23 protein-coding genes are annotated in these 26,079 nt (G+C 39.8%); 14 read left to right on the top strand and 9 right to left on the bottom strand.

The genetic code is table 11. The features are described from left to right. The first annotated feature begins 1 nt into the window (after position 1). Positions 2-817, top strand: coding sequence for a glycosyltransferase family 2 protein (locus CKW03_RS03955; RefSeq protein WP_093098649.1), 816 nt, complete (start codon positions 2-4; stop codon positions 815-817). Between the two features lie 63 nt (positions 818-880). On the opposite strand, the gene CKW03_RS03950 is transcribed toward CKW03_RS03955, so the two are convergent. Beyond that, on the bottom strand, positions 881-1,543 hold the full coding sequence (locus tag CKW03_RS03950) for a glycosyltransferase family 2 protein (protein ID WP_093098648.1): 663 nt from the start codon (positions 1,541-1,543) through the stop codon (positions 881-883). A 15-nt stretch (positions 1,544-1,558) separates the two neighbouring features. Beyond that, the gene (locus CKW03_RS03945) at positions 1,559-2,755 is read right to left on the bottom strand and encodes a glycosyltransferase family 2 protein (RefSeq protein ID WP_093098646.1); all 1,197 of its coding nucleotides are present in this window, start codon (positions 2,753-2,755) and stop codon (positions 1,559-1,561) included. Positions 2,756-2,922: 167 nt separating this feature from the next. Here CKW03_RS03945 and CKW03_RS03940 point away from each other — a divergent pair, with 167 nt between their 5' ends. The 4 genes from CKW03_RS03940 (at position 2,923) to CKW03_RS03925 (ending at position 7,513) form a co-directional block, all read left to right on the top strand. Further along, a complete protein-coding gene (locus tag CKW03_RS03940; protein ID WP_093098645.1) occupies positions 2,923-3,408 on the top strand; it encodes a SixA phosphatase family protein in 486 nt (161 codons plus the stop codon). Between the two features lie 21 nt (positions 3,409-3,429). Next, positions 3,430-5,439 carry a thioredoxin domain-containing protein gene (locus CKW03_RS03935; RefSeq protein ID WP_093098643.1) on the top strand — a complete coding sequence of 670 codons (2,010 nt, stop codon included), beginning with the start codon at positions 3,430-3,432 and terminating at the stop codon, positions 5,437-5,439. A gap of 20 nt (positions 5,440-5,459) precedes the next feature. After that, positions 5,460-5,960: an FKBP-type peptidyl-prolyl cis-trans isomerase gene (locus CKW03_RS03930; RefSeq protein ID WP_093098642.1), complete on the top strand. Its 501-nt coding sequence runs from the start codon at positions 5,460-5,462 to the stop codon at positions 5,958-5,960. Between the two features lie 83 nt (positions 5,961-6,043). Continuing rightward, on the top strand, positions 6,044-7,513 hold the full coding sequence (locus CKW03_RS03925; RefSeq protein ID WP_093098640.1) for a sulfatase family protein: 1,470 nt from the start codon (positions 6,044-6,046) through the stop codon (positions 7,511-7,513). A gap of 6 nt (positions 7,514-7,519) precedes the next feature. Here CKW03_RS03925 and mnmC2 read toward each other — a convergent pair whose 3' ends face one another. Next, complete coding sequence (gene mnmC2, locus CKW03_RS03920; RefSeq protein WP_093098639.1) at positions 7,520-8,185, bottom strand: tRNA (5-methylaminomethyl-2-thiouridine)(34)-methyltransferase MnmC2; 666 nt, start codon at positions 8,183-8,185, stop codon at positions 7,520-7,522. A 60-nt stretch (positions 8,186-8,245) separates the two neighbouring features. On the opposite strand from mnmC2, the gene CKW03_RS03915 reads away from it, so the two are divergent. From CKW03_RS03915 to CKW03_RS03895, 5 genes are all read left to right on the top strand, one after another. Further along, complete coding sequence (locus CKW03_RS03915) at positions 8,246-9,478, top strand: dicarboxylate/amino acid:cation symporter (protein ID WP_093098637.1); 1,233 nt, start codon at positions 8,246-8,248, stop codon at positions 9,476-9,478. Between the two features lie 285 nt (positions 9,479-9,763). After that, positions 9,764-10,183: a cytochrome c maturation protein CcmE domain-containing protein gene (locus tag CKW03_RS03910; protein ID WP_093098636.1), complete on the top strand. Its 420-nt coding sequence runs from the start codon at positions 9,764-9,766 to the stop codon at positions 10,181-10,183. Positions 10,184-10,205: 22 nt separating this feature from the next. Beyond that, on the top strand, positions 10,206-12,674 hold the full coding sequence (locus tag CKW03_RS03905) for a heme lyase CcmF/NrfE family subunit (RefSeq protein ID WP_093098634.1): 2,469 nt from the start codon (positions 10,206-10,208) through the stop codon (positions 12,672-12,674). Continuing rightward, positions 12,674-13,453: a Rossmann-like and DUF2520 domain-containing protein gene (locus CKW03_RS03900; protein WP_093098633.1), complete on the top strand. Its 780-nt coding sequence runs from the start codon at positions 12,674-12,676 to the stop codon at positions 13,451-13,453. Before CKW03_RS03905 ends, CKW03_RS03900 begins: the two co-directional genes overlap by 1 nt. Positions 13,454-13,625: 172 nt before the next feature. Then, positions 13,626-15,179 (top strand): FMN-binding glutamate synthase family protein, encoded by a 1,554-nt coding sequence (locus tag CKW03_RS03895; protein WP_093098631.1) that lies wholly within the window; start codon positions 13,626-13,628, stop codon positions 15,177-15,179. Between the two features lie 7 nt (positions 15,180-15,186). On the opposite strand, the gene CKW03_RS03890 is transcribed toward CKW03_RS03895, so the two are convergent. Then, on the bottom strand, positions 15,187-15,630 hold the full coding sequence (locus CKW03_RS03890; protein ID WP_093098630.1) for a MarR family winged helix-turn-helix transcriptional regulator: 444 nt from the start codon (positions 15,628-15,630) through the stop codon (positions 15,187-15,189). 89 nt (positions 15,631-15,719) lie between these two features. On the opposite strand from CKW03_RS03890, the gene CKW03_RS03885 reads away from it, so the two are divergent. After that, the gene (locus CKW03_RS03885; RefSeq protein ID WP_093098628.1) at positions 15,720-16,187 is read left to right on the top strand and encodes a hypothetical protein; all 468 of its coding nucleotides are present in this window, start codon (positions 15,720-15,722) and stop codon (positions 16,185-16,187) included. Between the two features lie 76 nt (positions 16,188-16,263). Here the strand turns inward: CKW03_RS03885 and CKW03_RS03880 are convergent, their stop codons facing one another. Continuing rightward, positions 16,264-17,040, bottom strand: a complete 777-nt coding sequence (locus tag CKW03_RS03880; protein WP_093098627.1) for an amidohydrolase — start codon at positions 17,038-17,040, stop codon at positions 16,264-16,266. A 70-nt stretch (positions 17,041-17,110) separates the two neighbouring features. Next, complete coding sequence (locus tag CKW03_RS03875) at positions 17,111-18,088, bottom strand: polyprenyl synthetase family protein (RefSeq protein WP_093098625.1); 978 nt, start codon at positions 18,086-18,088, stop codon at positions 17,111-17,113. A gap of 113 nt (positions 18,089-18,201) precedes the next feature. Here CKW03_RS03875 and CKW03_RS03870 point away from each other — a divergent pair, with 113 nt between their 5' ends. Together CKW03_RS03870 and CKW03_RS03865 are read left to right on the top strand one after the other, a co-directional pair. Beyond that, entirely contained in the window at positions 18,202-19,365 is a 1,164-nt protein-coding gene (locus CKW03_RS03870) for a glycosyltransferase family 4 protein (RefSeq protein ID WP_093098624.1), read from the top strand. Positions 19,366-19,368: 3 nt separating this feature from the next. Beyond that, positions 19,369-19,698 carry an iron-sulfur cluster assembly protein gene (locus tag CKW03_RS03865; RefSeq protein WP_093098622.1) on the top strand — a complete coding sequence of 110 codons (330 nt, stop codon included), beginning with the start codon at positions 19,369-19,371 and terminating at the stop codon, positions 19,696-19,698. A gap of 4 nt (positions 19,699-19,702) precedes the next feature. Here the strand turns inward: CKW03_RS03865 and uvrC are convergent, their stop codons facing one another. Further along, positions 19,703-21,505, bottom strand: a complete 1,803-nt coding sequence (gene uvrC, locus CKW03_RS03860) for an excinuclease ABC subunit UvrC (protein WP_093098621.1) — start codon at positions 21,503-21,505, stop codon at positions 19,703-19,705. 68 nt (positions 21,506-21,573) lie between these two features. Next, a complete protein-coding gene (locus tag CKW03_RS03855; protein WP_093098619.1) occupies positions 21,574-23,835 on the bottom strand; it encodes a penicillin-binding protein 1A in 2,262 nt (753 codons plus the stop codon). A gap of 224 nt (positions 23,836-24,059) precedes the next feature. Here CKW03_RS03855 and CKW03_RS03850 point away from each other — a divergent pair, with 224 nt between their 5' ends. Then, entirely contained in the window at positions 24,060-25,277 is a 1,218-nt protein-coding gene (locus tag CKW03_RS03850; protein WP_093098618.1) for a TCR/Tet family MFS transporter, read from the top strand. On the opposite strand, the gene ispF is transcribed toward CKW03_RS03850, so the two are convergent. Further along, positions 25,271-25,756 (bottom strand): 2-C-methyl-D-erythritol 2,4-cyclodiphosphate synthase, encoded by a 486-nt coding sequence (gene ispF / locus CKW03_RS03845; RefSeq protein ID WP_093098616.1) that lies wholly within the window; start codon positions 25,754-25,756, stop codon positions 25,271-25,273. The genes CKW03_RS03850 and ispF overlap by 7 nt on opposite strands. Positions 25,757-26,079 lie beyond the last annotated feature (323 nt).

The following is a 26,079-nucleotide window of genomic DNA, read 5'->3' as shown; positions in this document are numbered from 1 at the left end:
AATGAGTGATTTATCGCAAAGACCGAATACAGTTGCCATAATGATTTCTACATATAATTGGCCAGAGGCGCTGGAAAGATGTGTGCAAACCATATTAGCCCAAGATAGATTGCCCGATGAGATTTTAATTGCAGATGACGGTTCTGGAGAAGCTACAAAACAGGCCGTAGAAAGGTTAAAGTCCATTTCTAAAGTTCCCATTCATCATATCTGGCATCCGGACGAAGGGTTTCGTTTGAGCGTGATCAGAAATAAAGCGATTGAAGCCGCACAATCTGAATATATAATTCAAATAGATGGTGACATTTTATTGGATCCTCATTTTATTTCAGACCATCTATCCTTAATTGAACCGAATGCCTTTTTATGTGGAAGTAGAGTTTGGGTAGACCAAGAACAAAGCAAGGAATTGTTGGAACAAAAAGGAACCATAAAAGTTGATAGAAGTAAATTCCCGTTATCTTTTATTCTGAATAGCATGCGATCTGGTTTTCTTTCCAGGTTTTTGGCTGACAGGTATAAAAAAAATCAACCTAAGATCTTAAGGGGTTGCAATATGTCTTTTTGGAAAAGAGACCTAATTAAGGTTAATGGATATAATGAAAGCATACAAGGATGGGGATCAGAAGATTCTGAGATGGCTTTTAGGTTGATGAATAGTGGAATCAAGAAGCGATTTTTAAAATTTGCTGCCGTTGCATATCATCTCTATCACAAGGAAAACAATAAAGATAATCTTGCAAAAAATGACCTCATACTAGAGGAAACCATAAATCAGAAGAAAACATGGACTGATTTCGGAATCGTGAAGTCCTAAGATAAGCAAACAAAAAAGCCACTTGATTTATTTCAAGTGGCTTTTTTGGTATAAAGATTTTAATTAAAAGTGATTATCGTAAAATTCGTTCTGCAATTCTTGTTTCTTTATTTCTTTTTGATGGATAATTGCAAATTCATAACCATTACCTTTTAACCGTCCCATTTTTTTATAACCGGTCAAAACCTCATGAACTTTATTGCGCCAATTAATTGGATAATCGGTTTTGAGCTTTATTATCCTAGCCTGCCAGTCTGGGTAGTTAATATATCCATCTTCATTTAATTTCCAGTTCCATTTTTTGAGATGCTCCTCTGTAATTCCTTCCACAGTGTTGATCCTTGGAACATTAAAGCAATCGTATTTAGACTTCAACTCCAGATAACCTGGCAACTTCGCAATAAGCGAATCTGGCAACATTTCATCGGCATCAATCTGAAATAGATATTCGCAGGAAGCCAAGGAAATCAATTGATTTTTAAAGTTTGAGAAATCAGAATTGAGCTTTGCTTCTTTAACAATGATATCTTGGGAGTAATCATTTAATACTTCAGACACCTTAGGATTTGGAATTGTAACATCCTGAAGGACTACTATCTCATCTTTGGGCCTGATCTTGGAAATTAAATGTGACAATAGTTTTTTTAATTCTTTATGTTCATTACATACTGTAATAGCATAAGTAATGGAAGGACGCTTATTGAAAACATAAGTTAAAACACTCATTCTGAGAAGATATATTTAGTAATTAATGGCAATTGCCGAAAACTTATCTTCAAAAGAACGAAATTTATTTATCTTACCAGCAATATTACCTATACTAATTTTTCTATAATCTTTAAACAATCGTTTTAAAGGATTTCCATTCTTGACTTGATTTTTGGAAATAATATCAGAAAGCCTTTGTATTTGCTTAAAATCATCTTCTTTCATTTTTTCTTGATCCAAGTAAATCACTACATCATGGTAAGCCATTTGATTTATTGAAAAAACCCTATTCCTAAGATTAATTTTAGTGGTTTTTTGGTATTTAGAAATATAATCTTCAACGGAGGAATCGATGTATATTTTATGGACAAATGGTTCAATTTTAAAAACACCATCTGTTGTTGCATTTTCCACGACCGCCACTACATCATAGGCCTTCCTAAACTTAGCAAAAGGATGAAATCGCCATTTCCTATAAAAGTTGTTTATTGCCAGTTGATCAATTTTTTTGCTTTCTTCTTTGTATTCCTGAGAAAATCTGGAGGTCTTACTCACAAAATGATACGCAATGGCACCTGGGACTTGAATTAAACTCGCATCTTGAATTGAAAACCTCATTATTAGATCTAAATCCTCACAGAACATCGGGCTGAAGGTTTCATCTAAGCCGCCCATTTCCAATAACCAAGATCGTTCTACACAGAGGAAGAAGGAATGATCTTCTGTAACAAATGGTTTTTTTGCACTTATTTTTTGATTTCTAACATATTCAGAAAATTCCTCTTGCTTAAAATTTTCAAGATTATCACCAAAGTCCATCACAGTTTTCCAATCAAAAGAATCATCGGTGAATATTGGAGGTTCTACTAGGGAATAAAAGGTAACCGATCCGGGTTCCCAAGCTTCTATTAAAGCTTCTATAAAGCCCTCTCCAAGGATCATGTCGTTATGAACATAAGTCACCAGCTTGGAGCTAGCAAGTTCGACTCCTTTATTATAAGTTTCAGATAATGATTTGGATACATTTTCATAATGAAATTTCACATGAGGGTCATTTAACCCTTCTAGCCATTCATGGGTTCCATCTGTACTTCCATAGCTCACCATCACAATTTCTACTGCAGGATATTGTTCTCGAATTGCTTTATAAAAAGCTTGGGTATAGGCTAAATTATTTCTTAATCCAACTATTAAAGAGCAATCAGAAAGGCTAGGTATATCGTTTTTCATAGTGTCTTTTCTTTGAACTTCTTTAAAATATTAACGAAAGTCATTACAAGAATGTTACACTTAGGGATAAATTAGTGGTTAAAGGGATGATACATTCCTTAACAATTTCAGAACGATTAATTAATTAATATTTCTTTATCTTGGAGTTTTAACTAGGTATTCAGAACATGAAAACATTATATCTTATCAGGCACGCCAAAGCTGAAGAACATTCTTTTTCAAAAGATGATTTTTATAGAGACCTACAGAAAAAGGGCAGAGAAAGAGCGGAAAGGATTGCTCAGAAATTAAAGGAATCACTGAAAATTGATGAAAAGACGCTCGTGACTTCCTCATCGGCTAACCGTGCCATCCAAACAGCAGAATTATTTTGTGAAGTGCTAGGCTATCCTAAAGAATCCATCCATCAGACTAGGGATATTTATGAAGCACATTTTATGGATATCTTAAAAGTCATCAATACTGTTCCTAATGAGTATGATACGCTATTAATATTCGGACATAATCCCGGACTTTCTAATCTGACCAACTATTTGAGCCATTCAGAGATTGAACTGGCGACCTCGAATGTATCAATTTTACAACTTGAAGGCGATCTAACCTTTGAAATGCTTGGAGGAGGTACTGCCAACCTAATAGGATTATTAAAATAATAGTTTTTACCTTCGTATGTTATGGCAAACAAACTACAAGGTGAAAGTTCCCCGTATTTAAAACAACATGAGCACAATCCAGTTCATTGGTTTCCATGGGGTGAAGAAGCATTAAATAAGGCGAAAGAAGAGAATAAGCTAATCATAGTAAGTATTGGCTATTCTGCTTGCCACTGGTGTCACGTGATGGAACGTGAGAGCTTTGAAAATGAGGCTGTCGCGCAAACCATGAATAAGTTTTTTGTTTGCATTAAAGTGGACCGTGAAGAGCGTCCTGACATTGATCAGATCTATATGATAGCTGTTCAATTGATGACAAACTCAGGTGGTTGGCCATTGAATTGCATCTGCCTGCCAGATGGAAGGCCAATCTATGGCGGCACTTATTTTAAGCCAAATGATTGGCAACAGGTTCTGTTACAAATTGCCCAAATGTGGGAAGAAAAACCGGAGGTTGCCATTGATTATGCAGAACGGCTTACCCAAGGCATTATACAAGCAGAAAAACTTCCTATCCAAACTATTCCTGAGCTATATTCTTTAAATGATATCCTTCAAGTGGTTGATCCATGGAAGGAGCAATTTGATGGTAAAAATGGAGGTTATACACGAGCTCCGAAATTTCCACTTCCAAATAACTGGATCTTTTTCTTGCGTTATGGGTATCTCAACCATGATCAGGCGGTTGTAGACCATGTCCATTTCACCTTGGAGAAAATGGCGAATGGCGGCATTTATGATCAGATTGGCGGCGGATTTGCCCGGTATTCTGTCGATGGTAAATGGCATGTCCCCCATTTTGAAAAAATGCTTTATGATAATGGGCAATTATTGAGTCTTTACAGTGAGGCTTATCAAAATAGACCCCATATTTTATATAAAAACATCGTTGAAGAAACCATTGCTTGGGCTGAACGAGAAATGTTGGACCCCAATGGTGGATTCTATTCTGCTTTGGATGCCGATTCTGAAGGCGTGGAAGGTAAATTCTATACCTTTGACTATGGAGAGTTCGATGTATTAGGTGATGATGCAGAACTCGCTAGGAACTATTTCAACATCAAAAAGAGTGGGAATTGGACCGAAGAACAAATCAATATCCCCTTCGTAACTCCTGAAGACCAGGAGCTCATTAACGAAGCAGGATATAGCGAGGAGGAATGGCATGAACATTTGAAAGAAATAAAAGCAAAACTCCTAGAATATAGAAGCAAAAGAGTTAGACCGGGTTTAGACCACAAGCAATTGACAACTTGGAATGCCTTATTCTTGAAGGGATTGGTTGATGCCTACAGAACCTTTGGCAATGCCCATTTCTTGGATTTAGCAGAAGGCATTGCAAACTTTATTGAGGAGCATTGTTGCCAAAATGGCAGACTTCTACATCAACCGTCAGACCACAATAGAACTATTTTAGGATTTCTTGATGATTATGCTTTTACCATTGAATCCTATATCGCTTTGTATGAAGCAACCTTTGAAGAAAAATGGCTTGAGAAAGCAAAATCCTACCTAGAAATAGCAATATCCCAGTTTTTTGACGATCAAGAGGCTATATTTTATTACAGTAGCTCGGATGCGGAGGTTTTGATTGCGAGAAAAAGTGAGATTATGGACAATGTAATTCCGGCATCCTCATCCACAATAGTGCGTTCTTTGTTTAAACTCGGCGTATTATTTGATAATAGTAGGTACACGGAAATTGCAGATCGAGTTTTTGCTAATGTTTTTCCACATATTAAATCTTATGGTTCGGCCTATTCAAATTGGGCAATCCAACTTTTAGAACTTCATTTTGGAGTTTGGGAAATTGCAATCACAGGAGATGAAGGACAGGCTTGGCGTAAGGAATTAGATCAATACTATGTCCCCAACAAAATCACATTAGGGGGAACAAAAAGCAGTCTTCCTTTGTTAGAGCATAAAAACACAGTGGATGCCAGAGCATACCTTTGTCAGAAGAAAACCTGCAGCCTTCCACAAACGTCAATTGAGAATATTATAGAATTAATAAATAATAAACAGGGATAGATTCCCACAATCTAATCAGAATGGCAGTAGAAAACAACAATGTAGTAACATTGAATTACGTTCTTCACACAATTGAAGATAACGGTGAAAAAACATTTGTAGAGCAAACAACGACTGAGAATCCTTTAACATTTTTATATGGTGTAGGCATGATGCTTCCAAAATTCGAAGAAAACATCGCTGGTTTAGGTGCTGGTGACAAAAAATCTTTCGAGTTAGAGGCAGTTGATGCTTATGGCGAACGCGATGATCGTGCTATTGCACAATTACCTGCTGATATGTTCAAAGAAACTGGACTTCCTCCAGTTGGTGAAGTTCTTCCTTTACAAGACAACCAAGGAAACCAATTCCGTGCGGTTGTTGTAGAAGTAACTCCAGAAGCAGTTGTTGCTGACTTGAACCACCCAATGGCTGGAAAAAAATTAAACTTCGATATCGAAATCTTAGATACTCGTGAGGCTACTCCTGAAGAATTATCTCATGGACATGCTCACGGTGCTGATGGTAACGAAGGACACTAAGAAAATTTAACACGAAAAAAGGTCGCTGGGATTTATCTCAGCGACCTTTTTTTTGCTTATATTAGTTAAAAGACCTAACCCCTATGATCTATCGAATTCCATTACTGCTTTTATTGAATATCCTCTTTAATACTGCCTTTGCACAGAAGAATCTGAACAAACCCAATATTATCCTCGTCTTTATGGATGACCTAGGTTATGGTGATCTTGGAGTTACTGGAGCTTTAGGCTATCACACACCTGTATTGGATAGGATGGCAAACAATGGGATCCGTTTCACCAACTTCCTTGTTCCTCAGGCAGTATGTTCAGCATCCAGGTCAGCCCTATTAACAGGGAATTATCCCAATCGGATGGGAATCAGTGGTGCATTCATGCCCTCTGCTGGGGTAGGATTAAATCCTGATGAGATCACAATGGCAGAAATGTTGAAGAGCAAAGGATATAGTACTCAAATCATCGGCAAATGGCACCTTGGAAGTGAACCTGAATTTCTTCCAACCAAGCAAGGCTTTGACAGCTATTATGGAATCCCCTACTCCAACGATATGTGGCCAGTAGGATTCGATGGCAAACCAGCCAAACCAGACAGTTATGTTGCAAAATACCCTGTTTTGCCTTTATTGGAGGTAAAAGCCGGGCAGAATCTCCCAGATACGGTAATGAAAATAAACAACTTGGAAGATCAAGCAGTATTAACAGAAAACTATACCGAAAAGGCTGTTGATTTCATCAATGCCAACAAGAACAAACCATTCTTTTTGTATTTAGCTCATAGCATGACCCATGTGCCTATCGCAGCTTCAAAGAAATTCCGTGGGACTTCGGAGCAAGGTTTATTCGGCGATGTCATGCACGAGATCGATGATTCCATGGGACAGATCTTTCTAGCCTTGAAATCGAATGGATTGAGCGATAATACCATCGTCATTTTCACAAGTGATAATGGGCCCTGGCTTAACTTTGGGAACCATAATGGATCTTCAGGTGGCTTTAGAGAAGGCAAAGGAGCCAGTTGGGAGGGCGGACAGCGTGTACCTTGCATTATCTATTGGCCAGATAAGATCAAAGAAGGCCGAATCAACAATAACCTGACCAGCAGCATGGATATTTTCGCTACGGTGGCAGAATTAATTGACTATAAAGATCATCCTAATCAAATTGATGGCATTAGCTTTTTATCCCAGATTAAGGATCCTAAATCAGCAGCTTCAAGAAAGTCCATGTACTATTATTACAACCAAAATGACCTAGAGGCTGTGCGTTTTGAGAACTGGAAACTAGTTTTACCACACAAATCCAGATCTTATGAGGGAATCCTTCCTGGAAATGATGGCTTTGGGGGAAACTACAAAGAACATGAAGTAAAAACCATGGAACTCTACGACCTTCGTCGCGATCCTGGAGAAAGATACAATGTCATCGAACAGAATCCTGAAGTATTGGAAAAACTGCTTGAAATTGCCGACGAAGCTCGTAGGGACTTAGGAGATAACCTCACTAAGTCAGAAGGACAGAACCGTAGGCCTTTAGGCAGGATCAATAAAAATTAAGAAATACTATAGCTTGGTTGCTCTCAACATTTCACGTTTTCCGGGAGCACCCGGCGCTTTTTCAATACTAAAGCCTAGAGCTTTCATAGCGCGTTTTAAATTCCCGGTAATTGCATAAGTCACAAAAACTCCACCCGATTTAAGGAACTGGCAGACATGAGCTAAAGTCTCTGGAGTCCACATTTCTGGTTGGTGAATCTCCGCAAAGGCGTCAAAATAGATAACATCAAAAAGTTCGTCACTTTGGAAGTCCATCACTTTCTGATGAGCAACTTCGAACTTTATTGACTCGAAAAGATTGAATTTTGAATCGATGGATTTTGGATATTTTTCAATAAAACTTTCCCAAACAAGGTCTGAAACATACTGTCCATATTCAGATTGCTGAATCAATTCTTGGCTCAAAGGAAAGGCCTCAATCCCTACATAATTAAGGGAAATCTGATGCTCTTGGCAATAATCTGCGGTCATCAAGAAATTCAAACCAGTGCCGAACCCAATCTCCAAAACAGATGCAGAATTACTTGCCTCCTTCTCCAACCAATACCGTAATCCAGTATTCAAAAACACATGCACACTTTCTTGATGAGCACCATGTTTAGAATGGTAATGCTCTCCTACCTCTTCATGGTACAAAGTTTTTGACCCATCTGCTGTTTTAACGAATTCCATTATATATTTTTGGCAAATCTAAAATAAAAACAACTATTTTAGCTTGAGCAAATTACTTAAATGAAAGAAATCCTAAAAAATTACGGAAGTATCATCTTACTTCTAATAGGTATTACTATTGGTAGTCTAATCGGAATATTCTTCCCTCAGGCAGTTGATATCCTAAAACCTGTAGGTGATATTTTCTTAAACTTACTCTTCGTTTCCGTCATTCCCCTTCTATTTTTCGCCATATCATCCTCCATTGCTAATATCGAGGACAGTAACAAACTTGGCAAAACCATTGGGGTGATGACTGCCGTATTTATCGGAACGATCATCATCGCTGCCATAGCGACTATTGCAGGCCTTTGGGCATTCCCTGTCACTGCCATTTCAGATGGCTCGGCAGTCAACGAAGCCCTTTCCACTAATGCTGATGAAACTTGGGGAGACCGGATAGTCCGCTTTTTAAGTGTTGATGAGTTTGCCAACTTACTTTCCAGAAAGAATATCCTAGCCTTTGTCATCTTTGCCTTATTGGTTGGAACTGCCACCCGCAAATCTGGCGAAATGGGAAAACAATTCACAGCCTTCCTAAATGCCGGAAACAAGGTCATGGAAAACCTTTTGATCTTGGTGATGAAAGCGGGACCTGTCGGTTTAGGAGCTTATTTCGCCTATCAGGTAAAGACCTTAGGCCCTGAACTTTTTGGTTTCTATGCTAAGCCATTAGGATTCTATTATGGCTTTGGTGTCGTGTTTTTCATTGTATTTTTTAGCCTTTACGCATTTATTGCCAAAGGCTCCTCAGGGGTAAAATCATATTGGAAACATAATATTTCACCATCATTAACAGCCATCAGTACCTGTAGCAGCTTGGCAACCTTGCCAGCCAACCTAATAGCCTCCAATAGAATTGGAATTCCCAAAGAAATATCCAGTATCGTGGTTCCTCTAGGGAATACCCTATACAAAAACGGATCAGCCATTTCCTCCATCCTCAAGATCTATGTAGCCTTCTCCATCTTAGGTTGGAATTTCTTCGAACCTACTACCCTGATCACTGCCGTAGGCATCACCGTCTTAGTTTCTATGGTAGCAGGAGGGATTCCTAACGGTGGCTTTATCGGCGAAATGCTGATGATCTCCATCTACGGAATACCAAATGAAGCTGTACCATCTATTTTGATTATCGGAGCTTTGGTAGACCCCTTAGCCACCGTACTGAATGCAACTGGTGATACGGTCGCGGCCATGCTAGTGACCAGATTCTCAGGAGAAAAATTTAATCCGGAACAGGCTGAAGCTTAATAAATAAGAGTATTTAAGAAACACGAAAGCTCATTCAAAAACAATATTTTGACTGAGCTTTCTTATTTGAATCACTTTTATTACAAAAGCCTGAAAATGTATTTTCCTGAAAATCGTGAACAAATCACTTTCAACCCACTCATAACTTATTAATACCAAACATTTTACAAATATTAAACCTATTTAAATAGAACCATTCTAAATAACTCAATTTCATTGCTAAATTCATTCCTTGCACTACTATTTCGTAATTTTGCATTTGGTTAATATTATATTCATATAGAGATGAAGAAAAGTTCGATCATTTTAATTGTAATTATAGCGATAGCTATTGCGATGATACTTGTGATCTATACCGATTCTAGTACATATTCAACATTTACTGAGGCGAGGGAAAAGAAGACAGAGATCTATGTAGTAGGTGTCTTGAATAAACAAAAAGATCTGCATTATGATCCTGTGAAGGATGCAAATCATTTCTCTTTTTACATGTTTGACAATGACAGTACAGAGTGTCAAGTAGTATTCAATGGTTCTAAACCTCAGGATATCGAGCGTTCTGAACAAATTGTTTTGACCGGTAAAATGGAAGGTAATGTTTTCCATGCCAGCAAGATTTTGATGAAATGTCCTTCGAAATACAATCAGGATCAAATGGAGGTGATAGAAACATCATCTACTCCGACAACAGCATCAGTCAATTAACAATTCAATACCTCAATATTCTATGGACGTAAATTACGTTGGAGAAAATCTACTTCCAGGTCAAATTGGACAGTTTTTCGTGGTCCTTTCTTTTGGAGCAGCATTATTATCCTTCATTTCCTATTTCTTTGCAACCAAATACCCTGAAGAAAAATCTTGGAAACAATTAGGGCGTATTGGCTTTTGGCTAAATGCCGTGTCAATCGTAGTAATTGGTGCCACCCTATTTTATATCATCTACAATCACCTTTTCGTATATCACTATGCCTACGCGCATTCGTCGATGACCCTGCCTACCCATTATATCATTTCATCATTCTGGGAAGGACAAGAAGGAAGCTTCTGGCTATGGATGTTCTGGCAAGTGGTAATGGGATCTATCCTTGTTTTCAAAGCGAAAAGCTGGGAAAGCCCAGTGATGACCTTTGTCATGCTATGTCAACTTTTCTTGGCTTCCATGCTATTAGGCGTTGAGGTCTTTGGTTCTCGTATTGGTAGTTCACCATTTATCTTGCTTAGAGATGCCATGAACTGGCCAATCTTAAAAGATCCGAATTACCTGAGCATGATCAAGGATGGTAGAGGCTTAAATCCATTATTACAGAACTACTGGATGGTTATCCACCCTCCTACACTATTCTTAGGCTTTGCATCCATGATCGTTCCGTTTGCTTACGCAGCAGCTGGACTTTGGCAAAAACGCTATAAAGAATGGATCAACCCGGGATTAACTTGGGCATTATTCGCTGTAATGATCCTAGGAGCAGGTATTATCATGGGTTCTTTCTGGGCTTATGAAGCACTGAACTTTGGTGGCTTCTGGGCATGGGACCCTGTAGAAAACGTATCGATCATTCCTTGGTTGACTTTGATTGCTGCCGTTCACGTTATGGTCGCTTACAAAAACACGGGACATGCTTACTTCACTGCTGTATTCTTGGCGATGATCAGCTTCGTCCTAGTTATTTATGCTTCATACCTAACCCGAAGTGGTATCTTAGGTGAAACCTCTGTGCACTCCTTCACCAGTTTAGGGATGTCAGGACAGCTTATCATCTTCAACGTTATTTTCTTGATCATTATGGTCGTGCTGTTGGTTGCTAGAAGGAAAGAAATGCCTAGCACCAAGAAAGAAGAAGAAATATATTCACGCGAATTCTGGTTATTCATTGGAGCATTGGTACTAACCGTAGCATGTGTTCAGATGATTGCAACAACATCCATTCCGGTGTTCAATGCCTTGTTTGGAACCAAGGTTGCCCCTCCGGTAGATCCAATTCCTCACTACAACAAATGGCAAGGCGCATTTGCGGTTGTTGTCATGCTTTTGACTGCATTTACGCAATTCTTAAAATATAAACGTACAGATAGCAAGAAATTTTGGGCAGCTACATTAGCTTCTTTTATCTTCGCATTGATCATTTCAGCAGCTATCGTTTACTTCACCAATATTTACACCAACATTATGTTCATCCTGATCACCTTCACTTCGGTGTTCGCAATCTTGGTGAACTTAAGGGTACTGGGTGATTCATTCAAAGGTAAATGGCGCCTGGCTGGATCTGCTGTATCCCATATTGGTTTCGGACTCCTATTGATCGGCGCATTGATCGCAGCGGCAACCAATGAAGTTGTTTCAGTAAACAGCAGTAACTACATCGCCGTAGCCGGATTTGACCAAGTTGAAAAACCAGGTGACAACCTATTCCTAACAGAAGGTGAACCTGTGGATATGGGAAAATACAAGATCACTTACATTGGTGACTCTGTCGCCAAACCGAACGTCTTTTACAAAATCAAATACGATGAAATTGACGAAGAATCCGGTAACATCAAAAACTCCTTTGTCTTAAAACCTTTTGCACAAAACAACCCGCAAATGGGTGGATTGATCGGTACGCCAGGAACAAAACATTTCCTGACCCATGATATCTACACTGTTATTACCGCTGCAGCTTCTGATTCGCAGAAACCTGCTGAGCAAGATGCTCAAGAAGGAAATGCCGGTTTTGAAGACTATGAAGAGCCTGCAACCTATGAGGTTAATGTGGGTGATACCTTACGCTATAGAAATGGTTTCTATGTAATCCAAGGCATCAACAAAGATGCTAAATTGGAAAATATGCCTAAGGCAGACGATGATATCCTTGTCGGATTAAAAATCAAAGTCGTTGCCTCAGATGGCAAGGAATTCCCTGTAGAACCCATCTTTTTGATCAAAGGTGGCAATACCTTCGACTTCTATAAAGATGTCCCTGAACAAGGCCTAAGATTCAGATTCACGAAGATTATGCCGGAGAAGAACAAATTGGAATTGATGGCTTACCAAAAACCTCTTCCTGAAAAGAAATGGGTGGTATTCAAGGCTATCAAATTCCCTTATATCAACTTCTTCTGGTGTGGTACCATCGTGATGACCATTGGTTTCGGAATGGCGATCTATCGTCGCGTAAAAGACAATAAAATCAAAGAAGCTAAACAAGCAGCATAATGAATATCGTCCTCATCGGCAGTGGAAATATTGCAACCCACCTTGGGAAAGCATTCACTGATGCAGGACATCGTGTTGCTCAAGTATACAGTAGAACATTAGCCAATGCCAGTGCATTGGCTAATGTTTTATCCGCTCAAGCGATAGACAACCTCTCCCATTTGGACCCAAACGCCGATCTATATTTATTAGCGGTTTCCGATTCTGCGATCACTGAACTCGTACAAGCACTTCCTAAAGACCTAGTAGGCATCGTGGCACATTGCTCAGGAGCCACTGGTCTTGCAGTCCTTAATCCGTTCAAAAACCATGGGGTTATTTACCCAGTCCAAAGTTTTTCCAAGCAGAAAGCCTTAGACCTTAGCCATACACCATTTGGAATTGAAGCCAACAAGGAAGGTTCAGCCCAAGTCCTTACCCAATTGGCCGCTCAGATATCAGATCATATTTTCAACTGCAATACCCAACAGCGATTGGCATTACATGTTTCTGCAGTTTTCGCAAACAACTTTAGCAACGCGCTTTTTCAACTTTCTTTCGATCTGCTGAAAGAGCATAATCTACCCTTTGATCTGATCCGTCCGATCATACAAGCAACGGCAGAAAAAGTGCAAAATCACGAACCTAAGCAGGTTCAGACAGGACCCGCAGCAAGAAATGACAAAACAACTATGTTGACGCATTTCAACTTTCTTAGTCCCCATCCTGATTGGCAACTTATTTACCAAAAAATATCGGACCTTATTGTTAAAACAAGAGAGAATAATTCAGAAAATTAACAATTCAATAAATCTTTAAACTTCTTACTAATTTTTTCATAATACCCTCTGAACTTGCTAATTTTGCATGCAAATAACCGGTTATAGGGTTCTCGTTCCGTTTATGGCACATTTATGGCGGAACCTAGACTGTGGTAATAAATTATAATAAGTTTAGCATAATAATTTCATCATGCAGGTAAGAAAACTCATCCTAGGGATCATTATTTTAGTAAACCTAATAATTATCTCTTTTGGTGTCATCTTTACTCCAAAATGGTTTTGGTTATTACTGATTCCATTCCCGCTCTTAGTCATTGCATTATATCACAGTTTCCAAACGAAACATGCGATCCTAAGAAACTATCCCGTTGTTGGATACTTCCGTTACTTCTTGGAATCTATCCGTCCAGAATTAAGACAATACTTCTGGGAGTCTGATACCGATGGTAGACCCTTCAACAGACGTCAACGTTCCATCGTTTATCAACGTGCGAAAAACCAACGCGAAACCGTGGCTTTCGGTATGCAGAGCGATCCGCAGGCAGTAGGTAACGAATGGGCAGCGCACAGTATCTTCCCTGTTCATATCGAAGATCACAACCTACGTACAACCGTAGGAAACGCAGCGTGTAAACAACCTTACAGCTTAAGTGTATTCAATATCTCAGCAATGAGTTACGGTGCATTGAGCCGTACGGCGATCACCGCTTTAAATAAAGGTGCAGCTTTGCAAAATTTTGCCCACAATACCGGTGAAGGTGGTATTTCCCAATACCATATCAATGGCGGCGACTTGATTTGGCAAGTAGGTACTGGTTATTTCGGCTGTAGGGACGAGAATGGTTATTTTGAACCAAACCTTTTCCGTGAAAAATCTACACGCCCTTATGTGAAAATGATCGAATTGAAACTTTCACAAGGTGCTAAGCCTGGTCATGGAGGTATCCTTCCTGCCGCTAAGAACACTCCTGAAGTTGCTGCAATCCGTCACGTAGTTCCAGGTACAGACGTCATGTCTCCTCCAGCACACAGTTCATTCAAAACTCCTGTTGAGATGATGAACTTTATCCAAAAGCTTCGTGAGCTTTCCGATTACAAGCCTGTTGGTTTCAAACTTTGTATCGGTGATAAACAAGAATTCATTGAAATCTGCCAAGCGATGCAGGAAACCCAGATCATGCCGGACTTCATCTCTATAGATGGTTCAGAAGGCGGTACAGGTGCTGCTCCTTTGGAATTCACCGACAACTTGGGTATGCCGCTATACGATGCTTTGGCATTCGTAACAACGACCTTGATCAACTTCGGCTTGAAGAAACATATCAAGATCATCGTTTCAAGTAGAATCGTTACAGGATTTGATATCTTAAAAGTGATTGCATTAGGTGCAGATGCTTGTTATAGCGCACGTGGAATGATGTTCGCATTAGGATGTATCCAAGCCTTAAAATGTAACGAAGACGTATGTCCAGTTGGTGTTGCAACGCAACAGCCACACCTATACAAAGGATTGGATGTAGAAGATAAATACGTGCGTGTTGCACAATTCCACCGTAACACTTTACGTGCTACCGTAGAAATCATGGAAGCCTGTGGTTTCAATAGCCTCGACGAGGTAAATGCTGACAAATTCTTCCGTAAGGTTGATAGCCAGAACACCCTAAGCTTCCAGGATATATACTTTAAAAATACCGGTAAATTGGTGAACAACCGCAGCGATTTCGCTCCGGAAGTATTTGACTAAGCCAGTTTTACTTCAAGTTATTAAAAACTATCTCTAAGAGTTGTTGGGCTTGTTGCATAGAATTTCTATCAACGCCTGCCATAGCCTCAGAGATAGTTTTTTCTGCTTGTTGCATACACTTATCTTTGATTTTGTGGCCTTGCGCCGTTAGATAAATCTGGTTCGCTCGCTTATCCCCAGAACTGCTCACTCGGACCAATAGCTTCTGTTTTTCTAGGTTTGAAATTAATCGCGATACACTTGGCTTGTCGCGAAAAGTCAGCTTGGCAATCTCTTGTTGGCTCAATCCTTCTGATTCCCATAGGAAATAAAGAACGCTCCATTGCTCTGCTGTAATATGAAGTCCACTATCCTTAAAGTTCCGTTGCAATCGTCTCCCAATTGCTGTAGAAACTCTCCCCGTTAAGAATGAATAGAATTCATTGGCATAATAAGTCTCATTTGTCATCATGTCAGGTTAATTTGGTAATAAAGTTGTTGATGCAATTAAATGATTAATTGCTATAAATGCAAATTATTTATCTATGTTAAATAATTTCAATGAAAAATTTAGCTATTTTTATAGATATGGATAATCCTATTTTAATCATTCTTATCGTTATCGGCAGTGTAATCTACAAGATTTACCAAGGCTACCAAGAAGAGCAAGAAAAAGCTAAAAAAAGATTGGAGCAGCTTAAAAAGAAGCTTCCAAACCAAAATCCATTTCAAAAAACTAATCCAGACCCAGCCCCACAACAGCCCACTAAACCAGCTCCAAAATCGGTGGTGTTTAATAAACCCGCACCGCCTGAAACTTACAGCGACATCCCTACCTATGATGAAGTGGAAATCCTAAGGCAAAGAAAGATAGAACAGAAAAGATTGGCTGCTGAAAAAAGACTCAAAGAAGAGAAATTGAAATCTGAACGAAAACCAATGGAAGTAGAAGATTTAGATCCTCAACACTTTAACTTACGTCAAGCCATCATCCAACAAGCAGTCTTAGAAAGACCCTATAAGGATTGATAACTCCCTCTTGATTCCCTAGAATCAGAAATAAATTGTTTTCAAAATGGCCTAATTCTTATTGGCTCTAATCGAACTACAAGAATTTAAATTGGTCTTGGTCTTTCAGGAAAGGAAATTGTTCTCTGCTTTCCTCCAAATCTTTAGGGTTTAAGGTAAAGGTATACAGGTCTTCATCTTCTGGTTTATAGTAAACTACATCCCCATTTGGCGATATACACATCGACCCACCTGAATAATATACTTCTTTCCCGTCATGTCCTACTCGGTTCACACCGATTACAAAAGCTTGATTTTCAATAGCGCGTGCAGGAATCAATGCCCGCCAATGCGACGAACGCTTGTCTGGCCAACTTGAGGTGTAGACTATCAGGTCATAGACCCCATTCTGATTCCTCGACCAAGTCGGGAACCTCAGGTCATAACAGATCATCGGACAGATCTTCCAACCTTTCAGCTGGAAAATAATTCGCGATTGCCCCGCAGTGAAGACTTTATCCTCCCCTGCCATTGAAAATAGATGCCTCTTATCATAATGTACAAAGCTGCCATCAGGAGACATCCACACAAATCGATTGTAATATTTACTGTCTTCCTCAATGATTAAAGATCCAGCAACTACACATTCAAATTTCTTCGCCGTCTCGTACAACCAATGCATGGTTTTTCCATTCATGGTCTCTGCACATTTCTCCACATTTGTGGTAAAGCCGGTATTGAACATCTCTGGCAAAATAATCAAATCCGTTTTCTCACGCAATGAAGATAACCTCAAACCTAAATTTTGAAGGTTCTTATCGACATTCTCCCAAAAAAGGTATGCTTGAAATATGGTGATTTTTAGTGGCTCCATTAATGTCCTTAGCTCTATAGATTCTTTAACTGTTTTTACCAAATTATAAAAATCTTGGCAATTTTCATAATTAGCGTGTACGGTGCATTAAAGTATCGGCAAGATTCTTCAATTCCACCTTCTGCGATTCAGGAACGGCAATTTCTTCCAATTTATTGTAAGCCAGTTCCATAAACCGCAACTTAATTTCTTCCGCATGTCGATCGACATTAAATTGCGCATATAGATTTTTCATACGGCTGACTTTCTCTGTATCTTTTATATCCTGCGAATTGATCAATTCTTCAAACTCCACCTTGGCAGAGGAATCAATCAAATGCTCGGTTTTAATCCTTAAATAGGTCTTTTTATTGCATAAAATATCTCCACCCACCTGCTTACCAAAGGTCTTTGGATCGCCATACACATCAAGATAATCATCTTGAAGCTGAAAGGCTATCCCTAAGTTAACCCCAAAATCATAGATCAATTGTTGCTGTTGCTCATCGACATGGGCCAATATTGCACCCATCTGCAGGGCTCCACCCAATAGAACAGAGGTTTTCAAACGGATCATATTCAAGTAATCATCCTCAGAAACATCGGCCATCTTCTCGAAATCCATATCCAATTGCTGCCCTTCACATACCTCCAAGGCAATCTTACTGAATACTTGCAATAAACTTGGAATCCGGTCCGCCGGACTTTTCCCCAATTCTTGGTAGGCTTTTACCAACAAGGCATCTCCCGATAGGATGGCTACATTATCGTTCCATTTCTGGTGAACTGTCGCCTTGCCCCTTCTCAATGGTGCCCTATCCATAATATCATCATGGATCAACGAGAAATTATGGAAATACTCAATGGCAATACTGGCAGGAAGAACCTCCTCCAAATTATCCTTGCCAAACAACTTGGCTCCCATCAGGACCAACATCGGCCTGATGCGTTTACCAGCCAAAGAAAGGATATAAGCTATTGGATCATATAAGTCGGCAGGTTGTTTTGGAAACTCAGCATTTTGAATATATCCAGCAATCAACTTACCATAGGGATGCTGTTCGAACATAATCTTGTAAAATTAGCACGAAGATAACAATTTGAGATGGAATAGCTGAAGCCTAAGGATTTGATTTTAGCCTTTTAACATGTAAATTGCAGGGAATTATTAGAGATCTACTTATGCGCATACTCATCATACACAATCAATACCAACATATAGGCGGCGAAGATTTTGTTATGGGTCAAGAAATGGAAGCTTTGCGCAAAAACCATGAAGTAGATCTGTATACGGTTCGGAATGTCAAAGGATTAAAAGGATACCTACAATACCTTCTCTATCCTATCAATTGGCCAGAGGTAAAAAAAATCAAGGAACGGATCCATGCCTTCAAACCTGATCTTATCCATATCCACAATATGCACTATGCTTTAGGTCCATTGTTTATCCTTCACATCAAAAAAATGAAGATTCCAATGGTCATGACCTTGCATAATTTTAGGTTGATCTGCCCCTCTGCAACTTTATTTTACGATGGAAACATCTACTTAAATTCCATCAATGAGGATTTCCCTTGGGATGCCGTAAAGAAGAAAGTATTAGAAAACTCCTTCATCAAAACCTTTTGGACAGCTTTTACTTATTGGATCCACAGAAAAAGAGGAACTTTCAAGGCCATTGATCGATACATTGTCCTATCCGAATTTTCCAAATCCATCTTCGCAAAATCTAAGTTCAATGTTCCTATGGATAGATTCTCCGTCAAGCCAAACTTTGTGAAGGTAGAAGAAGTAAGCAAAGAATATCCCTCCGATTATTTTGTCTATGTAGGTCGCTTATCAGAAGAGAAAGGCATTATACCTTTACTTCACGCATGGAAAGCAACCAACCACAAGATAAAAATCTACGGAACTGGACCTCTGCAAAAAGAAGTGGAATTGATTTGTAGCCATAGTCCAAACATGCAATTTATGGGCTTTCAGGACAAACAGACCCTGAGCAATCAAATTGCATCCGCCTCAGCCGTCATCGTTCCATCGGTTTGCTATGAATCCATGCCTTTGGCAGTCTTAGAAGCTTATGCGCTCGGTACTCCAGTCATTGCCAGTAGTATTGGCATTTTAAATGAAATGGTTGTACCTTTGTATACAGGGTTACTATTTGACCCACATAACCATATCAATATGGTTCAAACCTTGGCAGAATGGAGTTCACTTCCCAAAGAGAAGATCCTGGAAATCAAAGAAAACTGCCGTAAAGAATATTTAGATAAATACAGCCAACCCATAGTAATGGAAGAACTTGAAAGGATCTATACGGAGGTACTGGCTGATTCAAAAAATTAAGACATGAATATAATCATTATGGATAGGTTGGGCCTTGCTCCTCAAATTCAAGAAGCCCTCGCTACAATTTACGACCCCGAACTAAAACCCGCTAACATATTGGATCTTGGATTGATATATGAAATCATTACCAAAGAAAATAAAAAAGCGAAAATCGTCATGACATTGACGGCACCTGCATGCCCAGTCGCTGGACAGATCATGGATGAAGTCCAAGAAAAAGTTGCCGCAATTGAAGGTATCGAAGAAGCAGTCGTAGAACTTACTTTCGATCCACCTTGGACCAAAGACATGATGTCGGAAGAAGCTAAGTTGGAATTAGGATTTATGTAAGAATCTAACTTTTTTCAGCAAAATACTCCTTAAGTGCTTGCATCTGTTTTAGATTAAGCACTTTTTTTAATTCTTCATCAGAGGCTTCCCGCACTTTCTTAACCGATTTAAAAGTCTTCAACAACTTCTCAACCGTAACTTTCCCAATTCCCGGTATATTATCCAATTCTGAAACAAATGTTTTCCGGCTTCGCTGATTCCTATGGAAGGTAATTCCAAATCGATGGGCCTCATCTCGCAGATGTTGGATGATCTTTAGGGTCTCCGATTTTTTATCTAAGTATAATGGGTACTGATCTCCTGGATAATAGAGCTCTTCCAACCTTTTTGCAATTCCAATGACAGTCACCTGCTTCTCTATCCCCAACAGCTTCAAACTCTTTAGCGCAGCACCTAATTGCCCTTTTCCACCATCGATGATAATCAGCTGAGGCAATGTCTGGTCTTCATCCAAAAGTCTTCTATAGCGCCTAAAAACGGCTTCCTCCATGGTCGCGAAATCATTCGGTCCTTCAACGGTTTTCACATTGAAATGCCTATAATCCTTTTTTGAAGGTTTCGCATCCTTAAAAACTACAATAGCAGACACGGGATAGTTCCCTTGTATATTGGAGTTATCAAAACATTCAATATGTTGTGGCAACTGAGGCAAACGTAAATCTTTTTGCATTTGTTTCAAGATCCGGTCCGTCTTTACCTCTGGATTCAGCTTCTCATATTGCAAAAGCCGCTCCTTCTTAAAGTAAGCCACATTCTTTTGCGATAGCTCCAGCAACTTCTTCTTATCTCCTAGTTTAGGAACATGAAACTTAATATCTTCATTACTCTCAATATCCAGTTCAAAAGGAACAATGATCTCCCGGGAATGGCTCCTGAATCGGGATCTTAACTGTGGAATGGCTATGGCCAATAATTCTTCATTGGTTTCATCCAATCGTTTCTTCAATTCCACTGTCTGCGTCTGGATTACCACTCCGTTCACTACCTTCAAGAAATTCACAAAGGCATAGTTATCCTCCGAAGCAATACTGAATACGTCAACATTCGTAATCGAAGAACTAACCACAGTGGACTTACTTTGATAATTGGAAAGCTTATCCAATTTGATCTTCAGTTTATGCGCCGCCTCAAAATCCATTTGTTGAACGGCCTCATTCATCTGCTCCTTGATCCGATTGGTTACCACAGCGATTTTCCCATTCAGTATATCTTTGATATCAGAAAGATTCTCGTCGTAGCTTGCTTCAGATTGATACCCCTCACATGGACCTAAGCAATTTCCTAACTGATATTCCAAACAGACCTTAAACTTGCCTTTTGAAATATTTTCTTGGGTCAGGCTCAGATTACAGGTACGCAGTGGGAATAACTCACGGATCATATCCAAGATGATATGCATCATCCCAACAGAGGCATAGGGTCCAAAATATTTAGATCCATCTTTGATGTACTTCCTCGTCCAGAAAATCCTCGGGAATGGTTCATTTTTGATCACGATCCACGGGTATGTTTTGTCATCCTTAAGCATGACATTATACCGAGGCTGGTGCTTTTTAATCAGGTTATTTTCTAATAACCAAGCATCAATTTCGGTGTCAACAATGGTAAATGCAATCCTTCTGATTTTGCGGACCAGTACACGGGTCTTGCTGTTCAGCTGGTTTTCATTGACAAAATAAGACCCGACCCTATTCCGCAGGTTCTTTGCCTTTCCCACATAGATCAGCGTATCATCCTTGTCAAAATATTGGTAAACCCCAGGTTTATGGGGAATCTTGGTCAATTCTTTCTTATAGTCAAATTCCATCGTAGCAAAAAAAAACAGACCTTTATTTCTGAAGAATAAAGGTCTGGTCTAATTTATTAAAGAAACGGTTAAAATCCTAACCTATCGTCTTCCATTATTTGTGAATCGCTCTTCGAAGGATCATTTCCATAGAATTGCGAGAAGTTTGAACAGTTCATCTCGAACCTGGTGATCCCATTTGGAGGCTGCGGGAAATCTTCCTGCGAATAATTCAGGTCTTTATCCTTATACACCTTGTTCATATACAGCCCAAACACTGGCATCGCCGCAGCGGCACCCTGTCCATATTGCATACTACTGAAGCTGATTCCACGATCTTCCGCTCCGGTCCAAACTCCTGTAACCAGCTCTGGAGTAATACCGATAAACCAAGCATCAGAGTTATCGTTTGTTGTACCTGTTTTACCACCGATTGGGTTTTTCAATCCACCAAAGTTAGGGTCCCATCTCAAACGAGAACCTGTACCACCGTCCACTACACCTTTCAACATATCCACCATGGCGTAAGCTGTCTCACTGTTCAAGGCTTTCAATACTTTAGGAGCCTTTTCATAGATTGGCGAACCATTCTTATCTTCAATTCTCAAGATCATCGTTGGTTCCACCCATGTCCCTTGGTTAACAAAAGCAGAATATGCTCCAACCATATCAAACAAAGAGGCATCATAAGACCCTAATGCGATGGATAGGTTACTCGGAATATTCGAGTTTACACCCATACGCTTAGTCAGATCCGCCACATTGGCTGCTCCAACTTCACTGATCAAATAGGCAGATGCAAAGTTCTGAGAATATTTTATGGCATTTTTCAAAGTAATAGGATCACCTCCTTGGGTAGTTCCCCTTGGCGTCCAATCACCATAAGTACGCATATGATTCGGAACTGAAACACATGGTCCATAACCATTATCAATAGCATAGGCATAAACAAATGGTTTCGCCGTCGAACCCACCTGACGTGTACCTAATTTAACCTGATCATATTTGAAATGTTCAAAATCAACCCCACCTACCCATGCACGGATATAACCTGTTTGAGGTTCCATCGATACCATGGCATTACGCAAGAACAATTTGGTATATTTGATTGAGTCCATCGGAGACATTACCGTATCAACAGCACCCTTCCAAGTGAACAGGTTCATAGGAACTTTCTTCTCAAAATCTTTCTTGATCTGATCTTCTGATAAACCTTCTGCTTTCAAGACTCTGTAACGGTCTGAACGTTTCATACCCGTTACCAATAGATTAGCATTCTTACCAGTAAAGGCATTTCTTCTTCTCCATTGCTTGTCAAATTCATTCTGCAAACGACGCATCCACTCTTTTTGAGCTTCTTCGGCATATTGCTGCATCTTATAGTTGATCGGCGTATAGATCTTCAATCCATCACGGTCTAGGTCATATGGAGTTCCATCAGGTTTGGTAATCGCCAAACGTTGGAATTCTTTCTTGATCTCTTCTTTTAATACCGCACGGAAATAAGGTGCCAATCCTTCACCATAGTTGGAGATGGTCAATTTCAAGCCCAAAGGTTGTGCTTTATATTTATCAAATTCCTCGTTGGTGATAAAGTTCTGGTCCCGCATGTTCTGAAGGACTAAATTTCTTCTGGCAATAGCTCTTTCTGGGTACCGGACTGGTGAATAATAACCAGGTCCCTTTAACATCCCTACCAATAACGCAGACTGATCGGGTGTTAATTTTTCTGGGGTGGAATTAAAGAATGTTCTTGCCGCTGATTTAATACCAAAGGTATTGTACGCACCGAAATCTACGGTATTGAAATACATCATGACAATTTCTTCCTTGGTATAATTACGCTCCAAACGAACGGATGTAATCCATTCTTGGAATTTTTGCATAATACGTTTCAAGGAATTCTTTTCCCTCTTTTCAGCGAAAAGATTTAGGGCCAACTGCTGCGTAATGGTACTACCACCTTGTTTGTTTCCAGCCAAGGTCAATAATACCGTCGACATGGTACGTGAATAGTCAATCCCAGAGTGTTCATAAAAACGCTTGTCTTCTGTGGAGATCAAGGCATGAACCAATGATGGAGCCAACTCGGTATATTTTACGTTGGAACGGTTATGGACAAAATAGGTCCCTAAGACCCTATTGTCATCGGTCAAAATTTCTGAAGCTAAATTACTTTTTGGATTTTCTAGATCCTTGAAGGTAGGCAACTTACCAAAAATACCAATTCTAACACTCAGGAGGAATAAACATGCAAAAGCTACCAAACCCAACAATACCTTCCAAAAGACCCCCGTATATCGCTTTACATCCTCTTCTGTAAGTTTACTACTTTTTGATTCTCTCTTCATTTGATAATTTAATGAAACAACGAACTTATCCTTACTACTTTAAGTCCATTTCCCTATAAACAGTAAGTGTGCCAAATCTCATTTGGCAACAACAAAAATACCATATTTTTCCCGATGTAAATAAAACTTAACTCTTATAGTTCTAAAAAATGTGGCCTAAGCGCCAAAATTCTTTATTTAATCCATTTTATGGGCAGAAAAAAAACAGTATATTGGAATAGCTTATGCCGAAAATAAAATCTCAAGCCGGGTTACTTTTTATATTTATAACTGTTGTTTTAGACTCCATCGGTTTAGGTATTATCATTCCTGTAATGCCCGCCCTGATCAAGGAATTGATCCACGGCGACCTTAGCCAAGCTTCCTCTTATGGTGGTTGGTTGACCTTCTGCTATGCTTTTACCCAGTTCTTTTTCGCTGCCATTCTTGGTAATTTAAGCGACCACTATGGCCGAAGACCTGTACTGCTCTGTTCCTTATTCGGATTTACCATCAATTACCTCCTGATAGGCTTTGCCCCTTCTATCTTTTGGCTCTTTGTCGGCAGGTTGGTCGCAGGGATTACAGGTGCAAGCCATACAGTAGCCGCAGCTTATATTGCCGATGTCTCTACCAAAGAAAATAAAGCTCAAAACTTCGGCTTGCTCGGTGCAGCATTTGGCCTAGGTTTTATCATCGGACCAGTCATCGGCGGTATTTTAGGCCATTACGGACCTCGATACCCTTTCTTTGCTGCTGCCGGTCTTACCTTTCTCAATTTCCTTTACGGATATTTTGTGGTTCCTGAATCCTTACCAAAAGAACACCGAAGGAATTTCAGATGGATCAATGCAAATCCGGTTGGTAGCTTTAGGCATATCAAAAAATACCCCGTGATCATGCCTTTGGTCATCTGTATTTTCTTGATCAATATTGCAGCCCATGCGGTTCAAAGTACCTGGTCTTACTTTACCATGGAAAAGTTCCAATGGAACGAAAGGATGGTTGGTTACTCCTTGGGGATCATTGGCGTGCTCCTCACCATAGTACAGGCTGGACTGATCCGGGTCATTATCCCTAAGATCGGCATTCCGAAGAGTATTATTTTTGGACTATTGCTGAATTGCATCGCCTTGCTAGGTTTTGGATTTGCTGGTGGCACCTTAGCCCTTTTTATCTCCAGTATTTTTTACGTGTTCGCCGGAATCGCAGGACCAGCCATGCAAAGTTCCATCTCCAACCATACCCCAGCCAACGAACAAGGTCAGATACAAGGCGGTTTGGCCAGTATTATAAGTCTAACGGCCATTATCGGACCTTTACTCATGACATCCCTGTTCTCTTATTTCACGAAAAAAAATGGCCCGATATACCTACCGAGCGCTCCTTTTTATCTTGGAAGTCTTTTAGCTTTGACAGCAGCAATTATTGCCATCAATTACTTTAGACGATTTAATCAATAATTTGTTTTCTCCAACAAACAAACCGCATAGGCAACCACCCCTTCTTCTCTACCGATAAAACCCATCTGTTCATTTGTCGTCGCTTTAATGGAAACATCCTCCACTGAAATTCCGGCAGCCTCCGCAATATTCGCTTTCATTTGTGGAATATAAGGTTTGATCTTTGGCGCCTCCAAACATAGCATCCCATCAATATTGCCCAACTCAAATCCCTTATCCTTAATCAACTTGATGCAATGTCTCAACAGGTCCAAGCTATTGGCACCTTTCCAGCGATCATCCGTATTTGGGAAATGGTATCCGATATCTTCCAGATTCGCAGCCCCCAAGATCGCATCGCAGATCGCATGCGCCAAAACATCCGCATCCGAATGCCCAAAAGCACCAGCGTGGTGATCCAAGGTAACACCACCAACAACAAAAGGATGTCCCGCCTTCATCTGATGGACATCAAAGCCAAAACCTACTTTAATTTTCATAAAACGAAGATAAGGAATATTATTTGAACCAGGATTTTAAGGATGAGAGGATGGACCATGATCTGGGTGAGAACCAGGATGGATGGGATGAGAGGATGGACCATGATCTGGGAATGAACCAGGATTAAAGGGATGGGAGGATAGACCATGATCTGGGCTTGAACCGAACATGTCGCCTGAAAGGTGTCAAATTTGGTAGGGGTGTATCGCATACACCCGCTTAATATTTTGAACAAATAATAGGGTTGCATTGGCGTACAGGTCCTCAATCTTCGATTGAGAATGACATGGTCATTAGGGGGAGATCCGTACAGATTCTTCAC

It is taken from the genome of Sphingobacterium mizutaii, from assembly GCF_900187125.1.
Lineage (GTDB): Bacteria > Bacteroidota > Bacteroidia > Sphingobacteriales > Sphingobacteriaceae > Sphingobacterium > Sphingobacterium mizutaii.
This window is presented reverse-complemented; position numbering and strand designations above follow the sequence as displayed.